Source organism: Microbacterium sp. NPDC089987, assembly GCF_044748505.1.
Lineage (GTDB): Bacteria > Actinomycetota > Actinomycetes > Actinomycetales > Microbacteriaceae > Microbacterium.
In genome coordinates this window covers 241,248-263,126 of record NZ_JBIVGE010000001.1, presented here as the reverse complement: position 1 = coordinate 263,126, position 21,879 = coordinate 241,248, and the positions used below count along the sequence as shown (strand labels likewise).

At 67.4% G+C, this 21,879-nt stretch carries 15 protein-coding genes and 1 tRNA gene; 4 read left to right on the top strand and 12 right to left on the bottom strand.

Annotated elements, in window-relative coordinates:
* Positions 1 to 9: 9 nt before the first annotated feature.
* The 3 genes from ACIPV2_RS01290 to ACIPV2_RS01280 form a co-directional block, all read right to left on the bottom strand.
* Positions 10 to 2,652, bottom strand: a complete 2,643-nt coding sequence (locus tag ACIPV2_RS01290; RefSeq protein WP_400837407.1) for a multicopper oxidase domain-containing protein — start codon at positions 2,650 to 2,652, stop codon at positions 10 to 12.
* Positions 2,649 to 3,968: a hypothetical protein gene (locus tag ACIPV2_RS01285; RefSeq protein ID WP_400837404.1), complete on the bottom strand. Its 1,320-nt coding sequence runs from the start codon at positions 3,966 to 3,968 to the stop codon at positions 2,649 to 2,651. The genes ACIPV2_RS01290 and ACIPV2_RS01285 overlap by 4 nt, the downstream gene beginning before the upstream one ends.
* 65 nt (positions 3,969 to 4,033) lie before the next feature.
* Positions 4,034 to 4,693, bottom strand: a complete 660-nt coding sequence (locus ACIPV2_RS01280) for a helix-turn-helix transcriptional regulator (protein WP_400837401.1) — start codon at positions 4,691 to 4,693, stop codon at positions 4,034 to 4,036.
* 58 nt (positions 4,694 to 4,751) lie between these two features.
* Between ACIPV2_RS01280 and ACIPV2_RS01275 the strand changes: the two genes are divergently transcribed.
* Positions 4,752 to 5,069 (top strand): DUF2249 domain-containing protein, encoded by a 318-nt coding sequence (locus ACIPV2_RS01275; protein WP_400837398.1) that lies wholly within the window; start codon positions 4,752 to 4,754, stop codon positions 5,067 to 5,069.
* A gap of 27 nt (positions 5,070 to 5,096) precedes the next feature.
* On the opposite strand, the gene ACIPV2_RS01270 is transcribed toward ACIPV2_RS01275, so the two are convergent.
* The 4 genes from ACIPV2_RS01270 to ACIPV2_RS01255 all read right to left on the bottom strand — a co-directional run bounded on the left by ACIPV2_RS01270 (position 5,097) and on the right by ACIPV2_RS01255 (position 8,792).
* Positions 5,097 to 6,296, bottom strand: a complete 1,200-nt coding sequence (locus tag ACIPV2_RS01270) for a hypothetical protein (protein ID WP_400837395.1) — start codon at positions 6,294 to 6,296, stop codon at positions 5,097 to 5,099.
* Positions 6,297 to 6,305: 9 nt separating this feature from the next.
* Positions 6,306 to 6,521 carry a hypothetical protein gene (locus ACIPV2_RS01265; RefSeq protein ID WP_400837392.1) on the bottom strand — a complete coding sequence of 72 codons (216 nt, stop codon included), beginning with the start codon at positions 6,519 to 6,521 and terminating at the stop codon, positions 6,306 to 6,308.
* Between the two features lie 69 nt (positions 6,522 to 6,590).
* A complete protein-coding gene (locus ACIPV2_RS01260; RefSeq protein WP_400837389.1) occupies positions 6,591 to 8,171 on the bottom strand; it encodes a tetratricopeptide repeat protein in 1,581 nt (526 codons plus the stop codon).
* A 312-nt stretch (positions 8,172 to 8,483) separates the two neighbouring features.
* Complete coding sequence (locus ACIPV2_RS01255; RefSeq protein WP_400837387.1) at positions 8,484 to 8,792, bottom strand: hypothetical protein; 309 nt, start codon at positions 8,790 to 8,792, stop codon at positions 8,484 to 8,486.
* 382 nt (positions 8,793 to 9,174) lie between these two features.
* Between ACIPV2_RS01255 and ACIPV2_RS01250 the strand changes: the two genes are divergently transcribed.
* Positions 9,175 to 9,828 (top strand): hypothetical protein, encoded by a 654-nt coding sequence (locus ACIPV2_RS01250; RefSeq protein WP_400837384.1) that lies wholly within the window; start codon positions 9,175 to 9,177, stop codon positions 9,826 to 9,828.
* A 206-nt stretch (positions 9,829 to 10,034) separates the two neighbouring features.
* Here ACIPV2_RS01250 and ACIPV2_RS01245 read toward each other — a convergent pair.
* Both ACIPV2_RS01245 and ACIPV2_RS01240 read right to left on the bottom strand, forming a co-directional pair.
* A tRNA-Tyr gene (locus ACIPV2_RS01245) sits at positions 10,035 to 10,115 on the bottom strand.
* An 86-nt stretch (positions 10,116 to 10,201) separates the two neighbouring features.
* Entirely contained in the window at positions 10,202 to 11,107 is a 906-nt protein-coding gene (locus ACIPV2_RS01240; protein WP_400837381.1) for a carbohydrate kinase family protein, read from the bottom strand.
* 106 nt (positions 11,108 to 11,213) lie between these two features.
* Between ACIPV2_RS01240 and ACIPV2_RS01235 the strand changes: the two genes are divergently transcribed.
* The gene (locus ACIPV2_RS01235; RefSeq protein ID WP_400837378.1) at positions 11,214 to 11,801 is read left to right on the top strand and encodes a hypothetical protein; all 588 of its coding nucleotides are present in this window, start codon (positions 11,214 to 11,216) and stop codon (positions 11,799 to 11,801) included.
* 196 nt (positions 11,802 to 11,997) lie between these two features.
* On the opposite strand, the gene rpoC is transcribed toward ACIPV2_RS01235, so the two are convergent.
* Positions 11,998 to 15,873 carry a DNA-directed RNA polymerase subunit beta' gene (gene rpoC, locus ACIPV2_RS01230; protein WP_400837375.1) on the bottom strand — a complete coding sequence of 1,292 codons (3,876 nt, stop codon included), beginning with the start codon at positions 15,871 to 15,873 and terminating at the stop codon, positions 11,998 to 12,000.
* 46 nt (positions 15,874 to 15,919) lie between these two features.
* Entirely contained in the window at positions 15,920 to 19,420 is a 3,501-nt protein-coding gene (locus ACIPV2_RS01225; RefSeq protein ID WP_400837372.1) for a DNA-directed RNA polymerase subunit beta, read from the bottom strand.
* A gap of 204 nt (positions 19,421 to 19,624) precedes the next feature.
* On the opposite strand from ACIPV2_RS01225, the gene ACIPV2_RS01220 reads away from it, so the two are divergent.
* Positions 19,625 to 20,128 (top strand): hypothetical protein, encoded by a 504-nt coding sequence (locus tag ACIPV2_RS01220; protein ID WP_400837369.1) that lies wholly within the window; start codon positions 19,625 to 19,627, stop codon positions 20,126 to 20,128.
* 16 nt (positions 20,129 to 20,144) lie between these two features.
* On the opposite strand, the gene ACIPV2_RS01215 is transcribed toward ACIPV2_RS01220, so the two are convergent.
* A complete protein-coding gene (locus ACIPV2_RS01215) occupies positions 20,145 to 21,875 on the bottom strand; it encodes an ABC transporter ATP-binding protein (RefSeq protein ID WP_400837366.1) in 1,731 nt (576 codons plus the stop codon).
* Positions 21,876 to 21,879: the final 4 nt, after the last annotated feature.

Here is a 21,879-nt window from a genome sequence, read left to right as displayed (position 1 = left end):
GCTCGGGCGCTACTCCCCCACCGCGAACAGACCGTGCGCTCCGCGCTCGGCGTCGATCATCAAGTGCGACACGAACGGATACGTGCCAGCCTCCGGGAAGGTGAGCTCGACGAAGCCGCCCTGCGCGGGCTGCAGCGCCAGCGCCTGCGAACCGGTGTCGGTCGAGTGGTCGAGCAGGTATGCGCCCTCCGCCCAGACCGTGTCGAACTGGCCGCCGATGACGTGGAAGCTGCTGGGGCGCTCGATCCCGGCATCCAGCACCCAGACGCGCACCCGCTCGCCGACCTTCGCCGGCAGCGGCGCATGGTCGTACTGGTTCGCATACCCGTTGAAGGTGACGAGGTCGGGGTCGCGGGTGGCGATGCCGTCGGGGTCGACCGTGCCGCCGTCGTGATCGCCGAGGTAGTACTCGCCCTGCACGAGCACATAGCTGCGGTCGACGGCGGGCAGGCCGGCCGGCTCGATCACCACGGCGCCGTACATGCCGTTGGCAATATGCGCCGTCATCGGCATGGTCGAGCAATGGTACATCCAGATGCCGGCCCGGGTGGCGGTGAACGTGTAGGTGAGGCTCTTGCCGGGCGGGATGGTGCGCATCGGCCGATCGGGGGCGAGCGAGCCCGCGTGGAAGTCGATGGAGTGCCCCATCGTGCCCTTGTTCTCGAGCGTGATGACGAAGCGGTCGCCGACCCTGCCGTGCAGCAGTGGCCCTGGCGCGGTGCCGTTGTAGGTCCACAGCGTCTGGGTCACGCCCGGCGCGACCTCGCGCTTCTCGTCGCGGACGGTCAGGGTCAGCTCGCGGGTGACGGGAGCTTCGGATGCCGGCAGCGCAGGCAGCTCGGCATCGAACGGCTCGAAGCCGGGGCCGGGGTCGGCCATCAGGTCTAGGGTTTCCGCGGGCTCGCTCGCGCTGTCGCCGCCCATGCCGCCCATGTCGTGCCCGCCGGCATCCGCGTCCGCATTCGCGGCGGCGCCCGCCTCGGCGCCGGTGGCGACGATCTGCAGGGTCATGCCCATCTGCCGGTGCCCGAGGATCGAGCACCACCCGTCGAGATCGGCGGTGATGACACCGACGTCGATGGTCTCCTTCTCGCCGGGAGCCAGGCGGCCGCCGGCGATGCCGTTGGCGAAGACAAGATCGTGCACCTGCTCGTCGTCGGTGTTGGTGACCTCGATGACCAGCCGGGTGCCCGCGGGCACCTCGATGCGGTCAGGGGTGAAGCGCATGTTCGCCGCTTCGACCTGCACGGTCTGCACCGGGGCATCCGCCGCTCCCACCGGTGCCGCACTCCACCCGAGTCCGACCGGATCGACCGCGGCGAGTCCTGCCGCGACGAGCACGACCGCCAGCAGCCCTGCGACCGCCTCCCCCGACCGGCGCCCCGGCGCCTGCTCGCCCTCGGGCACGATCGGGCCGTGACGGCGAACGGCGTTTCCGACGGGGCCGGCGGCTTTCGCGCGCCGCTGGGCGCGCATCGCCCGCCACATCACGACGAGGAACGACGCCATCGCCACGAGGTACATGATCGATGCGACGACGCGCATCAGGCTCGACACCGGCAGGGCGCAGACGGCGAGCGCGGCGTTCGCCACGGTGACCCGCAGGATGCCCGCCGCGTCGAACCCGGCCGTGCCCACGCGCACAGGGGTGGGGCCTCCGCCCAGCACCACGGGCACGAGGTAGCTCAGCGCACCGACGAGCACCTGCGCCGCGAACCCCGCGGCGAGATAGGGCACGACCTGTCCCAAGAGGGCGTCGAGCGCCGTGAAGCCGCTGCCCTCGAGCGCGGCCAGGACCGCGCCGACCGCCACCGCGGCGACCGCGCCCGCCCACCACAGCAGCGCCGCACCGACCGACAGGGCGGCGAAGGTGCGCGGCGCCTTCTGCCGTGCGGCGCGGATCAGCGAGACGAAGATGATCACGAGGCCCACGAGGTAGGCGCCGAGCCCGACGGCGACGACGAGCAGCTGCGCGAGTGCGGCGCCGGTGGCGGCGATCACGACACCGCCGGCGAGGACCGGCAGAGCGCGGGATGCCCCGGTCGCAGCGCCTTCGTCGGCGCGGGTGCGCAGGATCGTGGGCCACAGCGTGACGACCGTACCCGCGACCGTGAGCCCGATCCAGCCCAGCACGTTGATCAGGGCGTGCGCGACCACGAGGTTCGGCGCGGAGTCGCCGCGGGCGAGCCACGCGCCGAGGGCGGCGCCGATCGTCAGCAGCGCGGCGGAGGAGATGTAGTACCGGATGGTGCGCCCGAACCGGCCGGGCATGCTGCCGCGCATACGTCGGACGAGCGTGGCTGCGTGCCAGGCGACGGCCACGATCAGCGCGGCGGCTCCGGTCAGGGTCACCGCCCAGATGCCGCTCAGCACGCCGGCGATCACCAGCGCAGCGGCCGAATTCGACAGGATGAGCCGGATGCTCTGGCGCCTGCGGTCACGGTCGGTGGCCGCACTGCGCAGCAGCGCGAACGAGAAGTACTGACTCCACACGAGGATCGCGTGGGTGACGGCGCCGAGCAGCAGCAGGTGCATCATGAGCCAGCCCGGCATGGGCAGCGCGCGGTGCGCCAGTGCGGCGATCACCGTGAGCAGCAGCCACAGCACGGTCGGGATGTCGCGCATGGGCCAGAAGCCGCGGTTCTTCGTCATGGTGTGTCTCCCTTAGGGGCGGGAGTTGCGCCCGGGGCTCCCGGTGCCACCGGTGCTCCCGGCGCCCCCAGTGCGGAGGAGATCTCGCTGATCGAAGGGCCGACGCGCAGCATCCGTCCGCCCATGCCGGAGTTCTCCTCCCGGGGGTGCGCGCCCTGATTCGCCGTCCGAGGCCCGGCAGGCCGTGCGCGACCGGCCACCGGAGCCGGCCCGAGCACCGCGCTGCCCACGGCCGTGACCACGAACAGCAGCAGGGCGATGACGCCGAGCACTCCCCCGATGCGCCAGGCCACCGGCATCCCCAGCCCGTCGCCGAACCAGACGCGCACGACCAGCGCCACCTGCAGAAGCGCGATCGGCGCCCAGAACGCGGGGCGGTACGGCAGGGCGATGCGCAGCACGGCGGGAAGGATCGTCGTCGCGTGGGCCATGATCATCGAGAACGTGTAGCCGAGGAAGATCGCGTGGATCACCGCGTCGTAGGCGGGCTGCGCCTCGGGCATCCCGAGCAGCAGCACGAGTCCCGCGACCGCGAGCCAGACATACCCGGCGAGGATGCACGCCGCCATGTACCGCGTCACGCCCGTCGCGCGGATGGTGCGGCGGGCGACATCATGCGCGATCAGCCAGCCGGTCAGCGAGAGCAGCGCGAGACCGAGTGCGATGGCCCCGAGATCGGGGAACACGAGTCCGACGACGAGCGCCGCGGTCACCGCCCAGCCGTGCAGGAGGAGCCGGATGCCCGCCCGCGGCCCCATCGTGATGCGCGCCAGCTCCACCCGCTCGGCGGCGATGGTCAGCACGAGGAACCCGATGAGCCACGGGATCACGCGGGTCATCGTGTCCTGCCCGATCCAGATGAGCGCTCCGGAGAGCGCCAGGCCGGCGGCGAGCAGCTGGGTGAGCAGACCGTGGTCGTACTGCCGCCGCCACAGCGGGACGTAGAGGACGAGGAAGGATGCCGCGCCCGCGGCGAGCACGATCTTCGCGACGACCAGCGGCACGGCGGGGACGACGAGCAGAACACCGCCGATGCCGAGCAGGGCCGGCGCGAGGTAGCCGAGTGGGCGAGCGAGAGCGGTGGCGCGTTCCAGGCTGATCAGCGTGCCCACGAAGCCGAGCACGAGCAGCATCCCGTGCACGTCGGGCAACCGCTCGGCGGTCACCGGAGCGGGAAGCCCGAGCAGCAGCAGGCCGGCGTCGAGCCCGGCGAGCAGGGCGAGGCCGGCGGGCAGCATCCACACCAGGCGCAGGCCGGGGCGGCGGCGGGCGCGCCCTGACCCCCGTGAGAAACCACTTCCGTCGTGAGAAACCACGCGCGGGGTGATTTCTCGCGCAGAACGTGGTTTCTCGGCGGAGGCGGCGGGGCGGTGCGCGCCGGTCACGATGCGGTCCGCAGGTGCAGAGCGCAGGCGCCGTCGGCCTGGAAGGGCAGCAGCGTGGCATCCGCCGCCGCATCGCGAGAGCGGAGGATGCCCGCGATCATCCCCTCGTGCACGGCGCAGACGACGTCGGCGCGTCGGGCCGCCGCCGACAGCAGCGGGCAGCGGTGCAGCCGGATCTCGTCGCCGTCGTCCGCCGGCGCGAAGCCCTGCTCGCGCATGAGGTCGACGACCATCGTGCGGGGGTCGCCTGCGGCATCCGGATGCTGGGCAGCAATCTCCGCGCCCCACTGCTCACCCGAGGCGCGGGCCTGCCCGGCAGGATCGGCGGCGACCCTAGTGAGTGTGTCGGCGAGCGCGAGAGCGAGCCCGGCGTAGGGGTTCACGGTGTCAGGCGGCGGCGCCTGCCACCGCCAGCCGGGGCGACCCCGACCCTGCACCTCGGCGCGAACCCGCCGCAGGCGGCCGTCCAGGCGCAGGCGCTCCAGGTGCTCGCGCACCGTGTTCTCGTGCAGGCGGGTGGCGGCGACGATGTCGGACGTGGACGCCGAGACGCGCGACTCCACCTCGCGGAGGATCCGCTCGCGCGTCGAGGAGTACCGGCTGCCGTCGGCGCCGCGGCGAACGGGCTTTTCTCCGGCCGACTCGATATTTTCCACGGTATCCAGTGTAATAAAATCGATCGCACACCCCCACCTCGCGGAGACGGAGAAAATCATGGGAAGCATCGAGATCCACCGGTCACGTTCCGAAGCCACCACCCAGATGGCCGGCAGCACGGGCTGCGCCTGCGGCGGCCACGACGAGGAGCTGCCCGAGCTCGACGCGCAGGCCATCCCACACGCGGTGCGCCACGCGGCGATCTTCGGTGCGATCGAGTCGCTCCGGCCCGGCAGCGCCCTGGTGATCTCGGCGACGCACGATCCGGTCCCGCTGCTCACCCAGCTGCGCGGCAAGCACGGCGACACCTTCCACACGCGCTACCTCGACGAGGGTCCCGAGCGCTGGCGCATCCTGGTTCGCAACGCCGGCTGAGCCCGGGAACGACTTGCCTCGATGCGTTCACGGTAGCGGAGGCCGTGCAAGGACGCGTTTCCGCGAGAGCCTCGACGCTGGACCGACGTGGGCACGAATTCCGCTCGGGGCCCATCGGGAGTTCCGCCACTCTCGAAGCGCGGCGCTCATGTCCTGGCTCACGTCCCGCACGACGGTGTCGAGCCTGCCGAACGTCTCGCCCGTCACACTCTCGATGATGCCGAACATCGGCCCGTTGGAGAACGCGAACTGCGTCTTCCCTCTGATCTCGTAGTGCATGCTTCGGTTTCTCACCAAGTCCATTCCCTTGGCAGACAAGCGCCGTGCATCGACCGAATCCGCTACCTCGCGGACGCGTGTCGCCGCGGGCGAGGTGCGCGCCGGGTCCGCGGCGAGGATCTTCCTCACCGACGACAGCGCGTGCCAAAGGCTGATGAGCCGTGCCCGGAAAGCTGCCGTGACGTGAGGTCCGGTCACAAGCGGTATCAGCGTTGCAGCAGTGTTGACCTCCGACTCAATGAGCAGAAGTAGCAGTCGCTGATCTATGCTCCGAACCCCGTCATATCCGCGCTTCAGATACCGATTGACGGAACGGTCGTTGTCCCTGATGGAGTCCATGGCCGTCAGATCCAAGCTCGGGGTGATGGCGTCGTTCTTGCCGGACAGGTAGCTGAAGACCTTGAGAGATGTGTAGAGGTCCAGACCGAGCTTTCGAAAGTGAGCCGGTCGGTTCTCAACTGGAACCTCATCGAGCCGGAATCGCAGGTGAAGCGGAATCGTTGCGCCGACGACGGCGCCGCCTAGGGTGTAGAAACCGAGATCCGGTTGCAGCCAGGAGAAGCCCCTCCGAACCTTCGACATCAGTTCGGTGCGCTGCGACATCCACGCCTCGTGAATGTCGAGTTCGTATTCGTTGACGGGCTGCCCCTTCTTGACCGCGTTGTCGAGCATCTTCGTCGCGTGCCGAGCGGGTGGGATGGAGGAGTGAAGCTCCGGTCGGAGCAGGTCCACGAAATCGGGAAGCGCAACATTCTTGTTCGGCGACGTCAGCAGCTCACGGCCCTCGTAGACGACCCGTGCGGCGTGCCCCGATAGAAGGAGAGGGACCATCGCCTGCGCTGGACCATTGTGCCGTCGAGCACTGGCCAGGATGTCACCGATCCACAGGGCGTCCTCGAGCAGCAGCAGACGCCCCACAGTGACCTTCAGTTCGTCCTGAGTGGGCACGACACTCCCCTAGTTCTGCATGCGCCGTAGGACGTCGTCGGCCTCTCCGGCCCACAGCGTGCGGAGCATGTCTTCGGTCTGCTCCCGAGTGAAACGCCAATAAGAGCCGCGGTCGACGTATCGGAAGTCGGAGGCCTTAATCATGAACTGCAGCATCCCGCTCAATGCGCGGTGTGGGTGCCTGCCGTAGAAGTACCAGAAGGCGAGTGCGTTCTCGACCTCCATCAGCAACGTGTCGGAGGCGCTGAGATCGATGGTCCCACCGAGAGTGGCTATGGGGCGCACGTGACTGCACTAGGAGTTCGACACCGCGACGTCGGTACCGCTTCCCGGACGCTGGTCACAGGACGCCTCCTCGATGTGGCGAAGAAGATTCTCGAGGTAATCACGGACATTCGGGAAGTCGCCGAGGGCGAGCTCAGCGTCGTAGTCGTCCGCGACGGGGTGCTCCCACAACCACGCGCTGCCGGCGCCGACCGGGCTCTCCCATTCAAGTGCTTCTCGTGCCGTCTTCAGCGCCTCCCCGTCCTCGCCGGTGAGATGTAGGGCGAGCGCGATGTTCGCCGCGGTGAGCAGAGACGGCGTCCGGCTTAGCGCCTCAGCTCGCCGGAGCATGACGATAGCGTCTTCCGAGTCTGCGGCGAGGCTACAGAAGCCCAGATTATTCCATGCCTCCGCGTCTCCCGGAGACAGTTCGACTAGCCCCTCGAAGATCCGACTCGCCTCCTCCCACTGCCCCGTGACCAGCAAGTTCGAGGCGCGCTCGGCGTACTCGGAAGAAACGAACCCGTGAACGTAGACGGGGCCGGAGTACCGTTCGAGGCTGCGCGTCATCGCAAGGCGGCTGGTTGTGTCCGCGTCAACCACTCGTTCCGCCATCGCGCGCGAGTCGCACCGCACATCACTGCCGTTCGACGCCCAATCCCACTCGAGTGCGAGGGAGCCGGCACTCCACTCTTCGACGCGGGTGACGGTAAAACGCTCCCAAAGCCAGAGACCCACTGGATCGGTGGTGGGCGTGGGCTCGTGTGCGGCGAAGAGTGGGGCGTGGGGAGGTCTCACGCTGAGAGCTCCGGCAAGGTCGACCGACATTATGTTTGTCAGCCACCGCACTACTCGCCGTCGGAATGTCGAGGTGAGTGAATGGGCGATGACGGGATGCTGGACCAGTTCGTCCAACTCGGCCTCGTCGTCAAAAAGGTGCGGAAGGGCCGTGCGGAGTAGTCGCTTGCTCGAGGTGTCTGCGTGACCGCGCCGAATCGTACGCGCCGTATCTTCCGCGGACAGCGTGGCGGCGTCCCACCAGCCCGCGGTGCTGTCAAATTCAGGAGCGCCAATTACGTCCTCGATGTCGACACGGCCTTCCCTGTTGAGGTACTCAAGCGTCACTCTAACGATGACCGCCGACGCAACCTGCTGTGCGATCCCGCTGTGGAACACAGACTCGATTGCTTCGATGCGTCGCTCAGCCTCGCCCCAGAGGCGCAGTGCGTCATCCAATCGTGTGATTGTGCCCGTCAGCGCATTCGTGACCAGCGCATTGTTCAGCGACAGCAATAACGAGGCCGTGCTCTGGTGTCGCGGTTCTTTGTCACGGTCGGTGATGTATTCACGGGTGGCGTCATAATCCCGCATCCCGCCAGCGGAGCGCACGGGGATGGCGCGACCGTGCATGATGAGGCCTCCGATCTGCGTCTGGTACTCACCGCGGCTCTGCACGCCAAGTTTCTGCGACAGAGCGCGGCACTCTTCGGAGCAAGTGGGAGTTCCGTCCTCAGTGCGGTAATACGGGCATCCCGGCGTGAGCTTAGGGAGTGTGCAGGAATCGGCATACGTCACCACTGCCTCGGCTATCAGCCGCGACTCTGCATCCATCCGACACCCTCCCTAGTTGGGATGGGCAGCGATGCTCACAATCGTGATCTTCCCGTCCCCGGGACCATAATGCCAGAACACCCGCCACGCGCTCGGGGTGCGGTTCTCGACGTACGACTCCCACACCTCTTCGCCGTTCGCGCCCGAGATGGAACTGTACTTGTGTGAGTTCAGTCCGTTGTATCTCGGGTCGCGCTGCAGAAGACCGAGAGTCTTGCGCACCTTTTTGAACCGCACCTGGCTAGACGGGGTGTCAAGCTGCTCGAATTGCTGCTTCGCTTTCTTCGTGAACGAGAGGTCAAAGCTCAAAACCTAGACCTCGTCGTCTTCCTCGTCGATCTCGTCGTCGGCGAACTCCTCGAAGCTGCCGAGGCTGACGACCTCGCCGGCGGCGCTCTGGCGCAGCCCCTCTGCCAGGTCCTGCCTGACGAGCTGGTTTTCCCACACGATGAGTTCGCGCTTGGGGATGGAGACCAGCGGCGTGAGGAGGATCTCACCGTCGTCGTTCACAGCGACTGCGTAGCGGTCGTCGCGGCGGACCCCGGTCTTGCCGAAGGCGATGCGCGCTCGCTCGTCGGCCACGACTTCACCGGCTGCGACGAAACCCTGCATGTTCTTCATGGTCATCTCCTTGATCCATGCTGACAATACCACGAATGAGATATGTCACGGATGGGTAAAGCCCATCTGAATCCTACCCCACGGCGCTCCACGTTCCCAAGTACCATCGTTCCGTCGCTGACCGCACGTGTCGGCGACGATGGAAGCCGCGCCGCCCGGAGGCCCCCCAGCCTCTCCTCAGGCCAACAAGGGCTTTCACGAGGCGCAGATGCACAACCGCAAGCCCGACGGGCAAAGCGCACTCCACGCGGGCCACAAGTTCAGGCTCAAGAAGCGACGCGACGCCCTCCTCGCCGCTCGCCGACGATTCGAGGCTCCGCGACCGAACGTGCCGGTCCACAAGTCCGAGCAGATCTACGCCTACGGCACGTCCGAGTGGTAGATGGCGTACACCGAAAGCGTGAACAAGGAGACGTCTTTCCGGCTCGGCTTCCGGGATGCGAACGATGCCCTCATGGCCCAGAACACGGAACTCACCGGACAGGCGGCCCACGGATTCATCACGACGCTCATCGTCGCCGCGATGAACGCCGGCCGCATCGCACAGTGGGACCTCTATCACTCCCTCGACAAGGGCGACGGCGTGCTTGTGGACGAGTGGTCGGCGATGCTGCACCTCATGTTGCCGCGGCTCGAAGCCGTCATGACCGAGCGGAGCATCAAGATGCAACCGGACGCCGTGAACGCGGACACGCCGGTGGGCAGCGGACCGTCGGGCACGACGAAGACACGTACGACTGGGTGCCAGATGTGCCGCGAGCATCGTCGAGATGCACCGTGCCACCCCAGACGCCGGAGACCGCATGGTCGAGATGCTCGCCAGGAGTCTGCGCGACCAGGCCGCGCTGCTTCTCCTGAGCGACGGCCACGAGCGAGACCTCAGCCGCCACTCGACCTCGCCCTTTGTCTGAAGTTCATCGACGCAGAACCCCACGCGGGTGATGAGGACGACGTCTGGGAGGCGGTGCCCGCGGATGGCGTGCTCATCGCGGCGGAAGCGACCATCGAGCCGGGGTGGGACTGGCATCACGCGTGAGCGTTGAGCTGAACGGAGACCCTGCTCCGTCCAGCTCGCATGTTCCTTACCAATTCCGATGCAGCAGGGCTCGGCAGCTGAGGACCGAAAAGGCAAAAAGGAACTGGGAAAAGAGAAGAGCCACCGTTTCCGGTGGCTCTTCTCTCGTTGACCTGGGCTTCCGAGTTACGGGAATGAAATTCCTGAGATACGGGAATAGCCCGGTGTGGCAAGTGAGGGATTCGAACCCCCGAAGCTTACGCGGCTGATTTACAGTCAGCTCCCTTTGGCCGCTCGGGCAACTTGCCAGTGCACACCCGTCCGGCTTTCTCAGCCAACCGGGGGCGCGAAGATCAAGCATACCGGTCACCGGCGGCGGTGAGAAATCGAGCGATCAGCTGCCGAACACGCCCCGCTCCGCCTCGTGCAGCGACTCCGGCGTGCGCAGCAGACCACCCTCAGCGCGGCAGGTCGCCGCGGCGATGAGCATCGCATCATCGAGCAGCTGCTGCCACTCGGCATCCGTCTTCGGCTCGCCGTGCGACAGGGCGGCGGCGACGGATGCCAGGGTCGCATCTCCCGCGCCGACCGTGTCGGTCACCGGGCCGGGAAGCGTCGCGATCGGGGCGCGGAAGACACCGGCATCGGTCTCGAGGACCGCGCCGTCGGCGCCCGCGGTGGCGAGAACAGCGCCGGCTCCGAGCCGGCGGAGGCGGTCGCGCAGCGCGTCGAGATCACCGTCGTACAGCAGAGTCGCATCGTCGGCTCCGACCTTCACCAGCGCGGCCCTGGCGGCGAGAAGCTCGAACCCGCGAACGAACTCCGCGACATCGCTCATCATGCCGCTGCGGGGGTTCGGGTCGAGGGCGATGCGGGCATCCCGCAGCGCGTCGACCAGCGCATCCACCTCATCGCTCCGGTCGAACGGGAAGCAGCTGATCGCCACGACATCGGCCGTCGAGATCGCCTCGCGCGCGGCGTCGCCGTACCGGATGCTTCGGCCGCGAGCCGCATCGTTGAAGGCATACTGCGGCTCGCCGGCGGGCGACCGCGTCACGACCGCCCGCGATGACCCGAGCGGGGCGGCGCTCTCAATCAGGCGCACATCGTGGTCTCGCAGGTACTCGCGGATGTGCTCACCCGCCTCATCAACGCCGACCATCGCGATGAGCGTGGTCTCGACCCCCAGCCGGCGCAGGCCGACGGCGACATTCAACGCGGCTCCGCCCACCAGCTCGCGCACTCCGGAGGCACCACGGATCTCATCGATCAGGGCATCCCCGATCACCACAGCAGTCATGCTGTGAGGGTACCGCGGGCGGTGCGTCAACGGGAGTGGCGGACGCGCGAGACTGGATGACGGCGAGGCGCTCGCGCCGAAGGCACGGCGGGCCTACCCTGACAGCATGAAGCTCCGCGCCGGCGCGGCAGTCGCGCTCATCCTGGCATCCGTCACGCTGCTGGCGGGCTGCACCTCCGCTGGGCCCGACGATGCGGCGAAGCCGTCGAAGAGCGCTGCGCCCTCGGCATCCGGTTCGGCGTCCACCGCCGCGTCACCAACGCCGACGCCGACGCCGACGCTCATGCCGCTGCCGGGCGACTGCCGCGAGATCCTCTCAGCCGACGTGCTGGCGCAGCTCGACGGCGTGCCGCTCAACGATCCCGCCTTCGGCGACAGCGGGCTGCTCGGCGACTCCCTCGTCTGCAACTGGGGCCACCCCGCCGCCGACACCACCGGACTCACGACGACCATCTCGCGAATGGATCGCGGGCCGGCGCTCGACATGCTCAACGGTCTCGCCGACAGCGAGGGCTTCACCTGCTACACGCCCGACGGGGGCACCCGCTGCGAGAAGAGCTGGCAGAACGAGCTGTACCCCGTCACCGATGGTCGCACGCTCTTCTGGCGCGACGGTCTGCTGATCGACACCCGCTACTCGAACCTCGCGCCGGCGGGCTACACGTCGAGCATCGTCAAAGCGCTCTGGCCCTGACCTTGCCAGCCGCGAGACTTGCTTTCCAGCATGAGACGAGCTCTCAGAGCGCAAGTCTCGTGCTGGAACGCAAGTTTCGCCGTCGAATGCTCGCAACCAAAAGCTCACGCGCCGCCCCGCCCACGCCGGCCACCGGGCACGGGGAAGGCCCCGGCCCTCCGAAGAGGGGCCGGGGCCTTCCGACTCACATCAGCACTCAGTTGTAGGTGCCGGGCGTGATGTCGTCCGTCGAGAACGCGTCGAAGTCGACGTAGCCGAAGTCGCCGTCGGCGTACGCACCGTCGGATGCGAAGATCCGGTTCGGGTAGCGCTCGCTCTTGGCCTCTTCCGTCGCCTCGACCGTGATGTCGCGGTACTTCGACAGACCGGTTCCGGCGGGGATGAGCTTTCCGATGATGACGTTCTCCTTGAGACCGATCAGCGGGTCGCGCTTGCCCTCCATGGCGGCCTGCGTGAGCACGCGGGTCGTCTCCTGGAAGGATGCCGCCGACAGCCACGACTCGGTCGCGAGCGACGCCTTCGTGATACCCATCAGCTCCGGGCGACCCGACGCGGGGCGCTTGCCCTCAGCCACGGCCTCGCGGTTGATCTGCTGGTAGCGCTTCGAGTCGACCATCTCACCCGGAAGCAGCGTCGTGTCAGCGTGGTCGACCACGGTGACCTTCCGCAGCATCTGGCGAACGATGACCTCGATGTGCTTGTCGTGGATCGGCACACCCTGCGAGCGGTACACACCCTGCACACCGCCGACGAGGTACTTCTGCACCTCGCGGGCACCCATGACGCGCATGACCTCCTTGGGGTCGAGCGTGCCGACCTGCAGGGGCTGACCGACGGTGACGTGCTGGCCGTCCTCGACGAGAAGCGTCGCACGCTTCAGCACCGGGTAGACCACCTCTTCGTCGCCGTTGTCGGGCGTGAGGATGACCTTCTTGGCCTTCTCGGTCTCCTCGATCGTGATGCGGCCATCGGCCTCGGCGATCGGGGATGCACCCTTCGGGGTACGCGCCTCGAAGAGCTCCTGCACACGCGGCAGACCCTGGGTGATGTCGTCGGCCGAGGCCGAACCACCCGTGTGGAAGGTACGCATCGTCAGCTGGGTACCGGGCTCACCGATCGACTGAGCGGCGATGATGCCGACGGCCTCGCCGATGTCGACGGTCTTTCCGGTCGCGAGCGAACGGCCGTAGCACTGCGCGCAGACACCGACGGCCGAGTCGCACGTCAGCACCGAGCGGACCTTGATGGTCTCGACGCCGGCCTCGACGAGCTTGTCGATCAGCACGTCACCCACGTCGTCGCCGGCGGAGGCGACGACCTCGCCCGCCTCGGTGACGACATCGGATGCCAGGGTGCGGGCGAACACCGAGTTCTCGACGTTCGCGTCGCGGGTCAGCACACCCTGCGAGTTCGGAGCGGCGATCGGGAGCTCGAGGCCCTTCGACGTGCCGCAGTCCTGCTCGCGGATGATGACGTCCTGCGACACGTCCACCAGACGACGGGTCAGGTAACCCGAGTCGGCGGTACGCAGAGCGGTGTCGGCCAGACCCTTACGGGTACCGTGCGTCGCGATGAAGTACTCCGCCACCGACAGACCCTCGCGGTACGAGGAGATGATCGGACGGGGGATGATCTCACCCTTGGGGTTGTTCACCAGACCACGCATACCCGCGATGTTGCGGATCTGCAGCCAGTTACCACGAGCACCGGAGGTCACCATGCGGTTGATGGTGTTGTCCTCGGGGAAGTGCTCGCGCATCGCGGCCTGGACCTCGTCGGTCGCCTCGGTCCAGATCTTGATGAGCTCCTGACGACGCTCGACATCCGTGGTCAGACCCTTGTCGTACTGCGACTGGACCTTCGCGGCCTGCTTCTCGTAGCCGGCGACGATCTCGGCCTTGTTCGGCGGGGTGAGGATGTCGCTGAGCGCGACGGTGACGCCCGAGCGGGTCGCCCAATGGAAACCGGCATCCTTGATGCGGTCCAGCGTGGCGGCCGTCTCGACCTTGGGGTACTCCTCGGCCAGCTTGTTCACGATCTGCGACAGCTTGCCCTTGTCGGCCTGGCCGCGCACGAAGGGGTAGCCCTTCGGCAGCGCGCCGTTGAAGATCGCCTGACCGAGCGACGCGTCGACGAGACCGTGACGCTCGTAGCCCTCGGGGGCCTCGCCCTCGAGGAAGGTCAGACCCGGGATGCGGATGCGGACCTTCGCCTGCAGGTCGAGGGTGCCCTCGTCCTTGGCCAGGATCGCCTCGGAGACCGAGCCGAACGCACGACCCTCACCGGCAGCGCCCTCCTTGACCGTGGTCAGGTGGTGCAGACCGATGATCATGTCCTGCGAGGGCAGGGTGACCGGACGGCCGTCCGACGGCTTGAGGATGTTGTTCGAGGCGAGCATCAGCACGCGGGCCTCGGCCTGAGCCTCGACCGACAGCGGCAGGTGCACAGCCATCTGGTCACCGTCGAAGTCGGCGTTGAACGCCGCGCAGACGAGCGGGTGCAGCTGGATGGCCTTGCCCTCGACGAGCTGCGGCTCGAACGCCTGGATGCCGAGACGGTGCAGCGTGGGCGCACGGTTCAGCAGCACCGGACGCTCGCGGATGATCTCCTCGAGCACGTCCCAGACCTCGGGGCGGGTGCGCTCGACGGCGCGCTTGGCCGCCTTGATGTTCTGCGAGTGACCGAGGTCGATCAGGCGCTTGATCACGAACGGCTTGAAGAGCTCCAGAGCCATCTGCTTGGGCAGACCGCACTGGTGCAGCTTCAGCTGCGGGCCGACGACGATGACCGAACGGCCCGAGTAGTCCACGCGCTTGCCGAGCAGGTTCTGGCGGAAACGACCCTGCTTTCCCTTCAGCATGTCGCTGAGGGACTTCAGGGCGCGGTTGCCGGTGCCGGTGACGGGACGACCGCGGCGGCCGTTGTCGAACAGCGCGTCGACGGCCTCCTGCAGCATCCGCTTCTCGTTGTTGACGATGATCTCGGGGGCGCCGAGGTCGATCAGACGACGAAGACGGTTGTTGCGGTTGATCACACGGCGGTACAGGTCGTTCAGGTCGGAGGTCGCGAAGCGGCCACCGTCGAGCTGCACCATCGGACGCAGCTCCGGCGGAATCACCGGGACGACGTCGAGGACCATCGCGGCCGGGCTCATGCCGGTCTCGAGGAACGAGCTGACGACGGTCAGGCGCTTGATCGCACGGATCTTGCGCTGGCCCTTGCCCTCCGAGATCTGCAGGTGCAGGCTCTCGGACTCGGCCTGAAGGTCGAAGGTCTCGAGGCGACGCTTGATCGCCTCGGCACCCATGTGCGCCTCGAAGTACTGACCGAAGCGGTCCTGCAGCTCGTGGAACACGTCGTCCTCGGGGCGCAGCGCGCCCACCTCGAGCGTGCGGAAGTCCTCCCACACGCGCTCGAGCTTGGCGATGGCCTCGTCGGCACCCTTGCGGGTGAGGGTCATCTCCTTCTCGGCGGCGTCCTTGACCTTCTTCTTGGCGTCGGCCTTGGCACCCTCTGCCTCCAGGGCAGCGAGCTCCTCCTCCAGCTTCGCCATCCGCTCCGCGATCTTCGCGTCGCGGCGGTCGCCGAGCGTCTTCAGCTCGAGACGGATGTTGTTCTCCTGCGTGGCGAGGTCGCGGTGACGAGCATCCTCGTCGACCGAGATCACCATGTAGGCGGCGAAGTAGATGACCTTCTCGAGGTCCTTCGGCGCCATGTCGAGCAGGTAGCCGAGACGCGACGGAACACCCTTGAAGTACCAGATGTGCGTCACGGGAGCGGCGAGCTCGATGTGACCCATGCGCTCACGACGGACGGAGCTCTTGGTGACCTCCACGCCGCAGCGCTCGCACACGATGCCCTTGAAGCGGACACGCTTGTACTTGCCGCAGGCGCACTCCCAGTCGCGGGAGGGTCCGAAGATCTGCTCTCCGAAGAGACCGTCCTTCTCGGGCTTCAGCGTGCGGTAGTTGATCGTCTCGGGCTTCTTGACCTCACCGAAGGACCATCCGCGGATGTCGTCAGCGGTGGCCAGGCCGATTCGAAGCTCATCGAAAGTGGTTGATTCGAGCACTAGTTCTCCTGTGTAGAAAAAATCTGTCGCTTGTCGAGGACCGAGATCAGATCTCGTCGATCGACGCGGCTTCGAAACGGCTGGAGATGTTGATGCCGAGCTCCTCCGCTGCGCGGAAGGCCTCGTCGTCGGTGTCCCGCAGGTTGACAGCGGTGCCGTCAGCCGAGAGCACCTCGACGTTCAGGCAGAGCGACTGCATCTCCTTCATGAGCACCTTGAAGGACTCGGGGATGCCGGGCTCCTGGATGTTCTCGCCCTTGACGATGGCCTCGTACACCTTGACGCGGCCGAGGATGTCGTCGGACTTGATCGTCAGCAGCTCCTGCAGCGCGTATGCGGCGCCGTAGGCCTCAAGAGCCCACACCTCCATCTCACCGAAGCGCTGTCCACCGAACTGCGCCTTACCGCCGAGCGGCTGCTGGGTGATCATCGAGTACGGGCCCGTCGAGCGAGCGTGGATCTTGTCGTCGACGAGGTGGTGCAGCTTCAGAATGTACATGTAGCCGACCGACACGGGAGCCGGGAACGGCTCGCCGGAGCGGCCGTCGAACAGCAGCGTCTTGCCCGACGAGTCGATCAGGCGCACGCCGTCACGAGTCGGCAGGGTCGAGTCGAGCAGGCCCGAGATCTCGGACTCGCTGGCACCGTCGAACACCGGGGTGGCGACCTTGGTGTCGGGGGCGACGTCGCGACCGTTCTCCGGCAGCTTGACGGCCCACTCGGGGTCGCCCTCCACCTTCCATCCGGTCTTGGCGATCCAGCCGAGGTGGGTCTCGAGAACCTGGCCGAAGTTCATTCGACCCGGGATGCCCAGCGGGTTCAGCACCACGTCGACCGGCGTGCCGTCCGACATGAACGGCATGTCCTCGACGGGCAGGATCTTCGCGATGACACCCTTGTTGCCGTGGCGGCCGGCGAGCTTGTCGCCCTCGGTGATCTTGCGCTTCTGAGCGATGTAGACCACGACGCGGCGGTTGACGCCCGAGCCCAGCTCGTCGTCGCCCTCCTCGGCGTCGAACTCCTTGACGGCGATGATCGTGCCCTGCTCACCGTGCGGAACCTTCAGCGAGGTGTCGCGAACCTCACGGCTCTTCTCGTTGAAGATGGCGCGCAGCAGGCGCTCCTCGGCCGACAGCTCGGTCTCGCCCTTCGGCGTGACCTTGCCGACGAGGATGTCGCCGGGGCGGACCTCGGCGCCGATGCGGATGATGCCGCGCTCGTCGAGGTCCTTCAGCAGCTCGGGGCTGACGTTGGGGAGGTCACGGGTGATCTCCTCCTTGCCCAGCTTGGTGTCGCGGGCGTCGACCTCGTACTCCTCGATGTGGATCGACGAGAGGGTGTCGTCCTTCACCAGCTCCTGGCTGAGGATGATGGCGTCCTCGAAGTTGTGGCCTTCCCACGGCATGAACGCGACGAGCAGGTTCTTGCCGAGCGCGAGCTCGCCGTTCTCGGTGGCGGGACCGTCGGCGATGACCTCGCCGACCTCGACGCGCTCACCGGCGCTGACGATCACGCGCTGGTTGTAGGAGGTGCCCTGGTTCGAGCGGTCGAACTTGCGCAGGTGGTACTCCTGCGTGCCGCCGTCGTCGAGCATGATCACGACGCGGTCTGCCGAGACCTCGCTGACGACACCGGCCTTCTGCGCAGTGATGACGTCGCCGGCGTCGATGGCGGTGTAGCCCTCCATACCGGTGCCGACGAGCGGCGAGTCCGAACGCAGCAGCGGCACAGCCTGACGCTGCATGTTGGCGCCCATGAGCGCGCGCTGTGCGTCGTCGTGCTCGAGGAACGGCACGAGCGAGGTCGCGACCGACACCATCTGGCGCGGCGAGACGTCCATGTAGCCGATCTCCTCGGGCAGGAACAGGTCGACCTCACCCGATCCGCCGCGGGGGCGGGCCAGGACGTGGCTCTCGGTGAAGCGGCCGTTCTTGTCGAGCGGTGCGTTCGCCTGAGCGATGTTGAAGTCGACCTCCTCGGCTGCCGTGAGGTAGTCGATCTGGTCGGTGACGGCACCCTCGACGACGCGACGGTACGGGGTCTCGATGAAGCCGAACGAGTTGATGCGCGCGAAGGTCGCGAGCGCACCGATCAGGCCGATGTTCGGGCCTTCCGGGGTCTCGATCGGGCACATGCGGCCGTAGTGCGAGGGGTGCACGTCTCGCACCTCGACGCCGGCGCGGTCACGCGAGAGACCACCGGGGCCGAGGGCCGACAGACGGCGCTTGTTGGTCAGGCCCGCGAGCGGGTTGTTCTGATCCATGAACTGCGACAGCTGCGAGGTGCCGAAGAACTCCTTGATCGCGGCCACGACGGGGCGCACGTTGATCAGGGTCTGCGGGGTGATCGCCTCGATGTCCTGCGTGGTCATGCGCTCGCGGACGACGCGCTCCATGCGCGACAGACCGGTGCGGACCTGGTTCTGGATCAGCTCGCCGACGGCGCGAATGCGACGGTTGCCGAAGTTGTCGATGTCGTCGGTCGCGATGCGGATCTCGGTCTTCTTGCCGCCGCGGATGCCCTCGAACGTCTCGTCGCCGCGGTGCACGCGCACCAGGTACTTGATGGTCGCGACGATGTCGTCGACGGTCAGCACCGAGTCGGTGAGCGGAGCTGCGAGACCGAGCTTCTGGTTGATCTTGTAGCGACCCACCTTGGCGAGGTCGTAGCGCTTCGGGTTGAAGTAGAAGTTGTCGAGCAGCGAGCGCGCGGCCTCGGCGGCCACCTGCTCGCCCGGACGCAGCTTGCGGTAGATGTCGCGCAGCGCGTCTTCCTGAGTGAGGATGGTGTCCTTCGCCAGGGTCTCCTCGATCGAGGGGAAGCCGGCGAACTCGGCGAGGATCTGCTCGCTCGACATGCCCAGCGCCTTGAGGAAGACGGTGACGGACTGCTTGCGCTTGCGGTCGATGCGCACGCCGACCTGGTCGCGCTTGTCGATCTCGAACTCGAGCCACGCACCGCGGCTGGGGATGACGCGAGCGGTGACGATGTCCTTGTCACTGGTCTTGTCGGGGGTCTTGTCGAAGTAGACACCGGGCGAGCGCACGAGCTGCGAGACGACGACGCGCTCGGAGCCGTTGATGATGAATGTGCCCTTGCCGGTCTGCAGCGGGAAGTCGCCCATGAAGACCGTCTGGGTCTTGATCTCACCGGTGAGGTGGTTCATGAACTCGGCCTCGACGTACAGCGGGGCGGCGTAGGTCTTGCCGCGCTCCTTGCACTCGTCGATCGAGTACTTCTCGGGCTCGAGGTACGGGTTCGTGAACGAGAGCTGCATGGTCTCGCCGAGGTCCTCGATCGGGGAGATCTCCTCGAAGATCTCGCCGAGACCCGAGACCTCGGAGACGTCGCTGCGGCCGGACTTCTTGGCCTCGGCGACGCGAGCCTTCCAGTCGTCGTTGCCGACGAGCCAGCCGAACGACTCGGTCTGCAGTGCCAGCAGATCCGGGACGTCGAGCGTGTCGGAGATCTTGGCGAACGAGAGGCGGGAGACTCCGCGTCCGTTCTTGTTGGTGGTGGATGTGGATGCGTTGCGAGCAGCAGCCAAGGGAGTAACCTCCGTGAGCCCGTGCAGGGGCTGGTCGATTCCTAGACGTCGGTGGAGAACGCGCTCGAGAGCTCAACGGATGCCGACCACCATATGAGGGCACGGAGAAGCGAGCGCAACTACCAACTATACGCACGATTTCACGACATGGCAAGCGGAATCCTTGACCAATGCCGGATGCTGGGGTATGAGCGACACTGCAGTATGCGCATCGTGCTGAAGTTCACCATCGACTGCGACGCCGACACCGCCTGGCGCGCGCTGCATTCGCCGCGCATCGTGGGCGAGCTCTACGCTCCCCTGCTGCAGATGCAGCCACTGCTGGCCGAAGGCCTGCCGGAGCGCTGGATGCCCGGCGACGAGGTCCCCGTGCGCCTCGCCGCGCTCGGACGCATCCCGGTCGGAACGCAGCTGATCCACATCAGCGACCGCACGGTCGACGGGCCGGACGGGCCGGTGCGGATCCTGCGCGACAGCGGCATCCCGCTCACCGGCCCGCTCGGCGGACTCGACGTGTGGGATCACCAGATGGCGGTCTCCCCCGCGCCCGGCCGGGCGGGGCGGACTCTCTGGCGCGACCGGCTCACCTTCGACGGGCCGAACGCCGTCCTGCTCTGGCCGGTGCTCTGGGTCTCCTGGCAGGCGCGTGCCCTGCGCGTGCGCTCGCTCGCGCGGCGCTGGGCGCGCGACCCGCAACTGCGAGGCTGACTCCCCCGCACCGGAGTCAGGACGCGATGCCGAGTTCGTTGCCGGGGATGGATGCCAGCAGCCGGCGGGTGTACGGGTCGCGGGGGTTCGTGAAGATCTCCTCCGAGCTCGCCGCCTCCACGAGCGCACCGTCCTTCATGACGCACACGTAGTCGCTGATCAGGCGCACCACCGCGAGGTCGTGCGAGATGAACAGGTAGCTGAGTCCGTACTCCTTCTGCAGATCGCCCAGCAGCGTGAGGATCTGATCCTGCACGAGCACATCAAGCGCCGAGACCGGCTCGTCGCAGACGATGAGATCCGGCGAGAGGGCGAGGGCCCGTGCGATGGCGACACGCTGGCGCTGACCGCCCGACAGCTCCGACGGATAGCGCTGCAGCATCGAATGGGGCAACGCGACGTCGTCGAGCAGCGAGCGCACCCGCGCGCGACGCTCGGCGCGGCTGCCGCGCTTGTAGAACTCCAGCGGCTCGGCGATCAGGCGCTCGATCGTGAACATCGGGTTCAGGCTCGAGTACGGGTCCTGGAAGACCGGCTGCACGCGCTGCCGGAACTCGCGCGACTGCGCGCGGTCGAGCTTGGCGATGTCGTTGCCCTCGAAGCGGATCGTGCCGGCCGTGGGCTCGATCAGCTTGAGCAGCATGCGCGCGGTCGTGGTCTTGCCCGAGCCGGACTCCCCCACGATCGCGACGGTCGTGCCGCGCGGGATCGCGAGCGAGACGTCGTCGACGGCGACGAAGTCCTCCGCCTGGCCGCGGATCGGGTACACCTTGCGCAGCCCCTCGATCTCGACGATGTTGTCTGCTGAGCCTGTCGCCTCCTGGGTTGCTGAGCCTGTCGAAGCACCCTTCGACAGGCTCAGGGACCCATTCTGGGTTGCTGAGCCTGTCGCCTCCTGGTCTGCTGTGCCATACACCTCCGGCTGCAGCCTCGCCGCGGCGATCGACGGCGCCGCCTTCACCAGGCTCTGCGTGTACGGGTGCTGCGGATCCTCGAGGATCTGGCGGGCCGGGCCCTGCTCGACCACGCGCCCGCGGTGCATGACCACGACGCGCTGCGCGCGTTCGGCGGCGAGACCGAGATCGTGCGTGATCAGCAGCACGGCCGTGCCGAGCTCGCGGGTCATCTCGTCGAGCTGGTCGAGGATCGTCTGCTGCACCGTGACGTCGAGCGCGCTGGTGGGCTCATCGGCGATGAGCAGGCGCGGCTGGCAGGCCAGACCGATGGCGATGAGGGCGCGCTGACGCAGCCCGCCCGACAGCTCGTGCGGGTACTGCTTGGCGCGACGCTCGGGGTCGGGAAGGCCGGCGGCAGAGAGCGCCTCGACGACCTTCTGCTGCACGTTGCCGCGGTTGGCGAGGCCGTGGGCGAGCAGCGTCTCGGCGACCTGCGTGCCGATCTTGGCGACGGGGTTGAGGTTCGACATCGGGTCCTGCGGCACCATGCCGATGTCGCGTCCGCGGATCCTGCGCATCTCGTTCTCGGAGATGCCGACCAGCTCGCGTCCGTCGAGCATGATGCTGCCGCCGGCCACCCGCCCGCCCGAGGCGAGCAGACCGATCACGGCCATCGCGGTGGTCGACTTGCCCGAGCCCGACTCGCCGACGATCGCGACGGTCTCACCGGGGGCGATCTCGAGGTCGACGCCCTCGACGGCGTGAACGACGCCGTCCATGGTGCCGAAGTCGACGGCGAGGTTCGACACCTGCAGCAGCGGCTGGCGCACGGCATCCGGATTCGTGTTCATGTTC

Excerpts from the sequence above, each read along its gene's own strand:
- ACIPV2_RS01235 (WP_400837378.1), top strand. The coding sequence starts at position 11,214 with ATGAAGCTCCGCGCCGGCGCGGCAGTCGCGCTCATCCTGGCATCCGTC.
- ACIPV2_RS01275 (WP_400837398.1), top strand. The coding sequence starts at position 4,752 with ATGGGAAGCATCGAGATCCACCGGTCACGTTCCGAAGCCACCACCCAG.
- ACIPV2_RS01260 (WP_400837389.1), bottom strand. The coding sequence starts at position 8,171 with ATGGATGCAGAGTCGCGGCTGATAGCCGAGGCAGTGGTGACGTATGCC.
- ACIPV2_RS01290 (WP_400837407.1), bottom strand. The coding sequence starts at position 2,652 with ATGACGAAGAACCGCGGCTTCTGGCCCATGCGCGACATCCCGACCGTG.
- ACIPV2_RS01220 (WP_400837369.1), top strand. The coding sequence starts at position 19,625 with ATGCGCATCGTGCTGAAGTTCACCATCGACTGCGACGCCGACACCGCC.
- ACIPV2_RS01265 (WP_400837392.1), bottom strand. The coding sequence starts at position 6,521 with ATGGAGGTCGAGAACGCACTCGCCTTCTGGTACTTCTACGGCAGGCAC.
- ACIPV2_RS01255 (WP_400837387.1), bottom strand. The coding sequence starts at position 8,792 with ATGAAGAACATGCAGGGTTTCGTCGCAGCCGGTGAAGTCGTGGCCGAC.
- ACIPV2_RS01240 (WP_400837381.1), bottom strand. The coding sequence starts at position 11,107 with ATGACTGCTGTGGTGATCGGGGATGCCCTGATCGATGAGATCCGTGGT.
- ACIPV2_RS01250 (WP_400837384.1), top strand. The coding sequence starts at position 9,175 with ATGGCGTACACCGAAAGCGTGAACAAGGAGACGTCTTTCCGGCTCGGC.
- ACIPV2_RS01215 (WP_400837366.1), bottom strand. The coding sequence starts at position 21,875 with ATGAACACGAATCCGGATGCCGTGCGCCAGCCGCTGCTGCAGGTGTCG.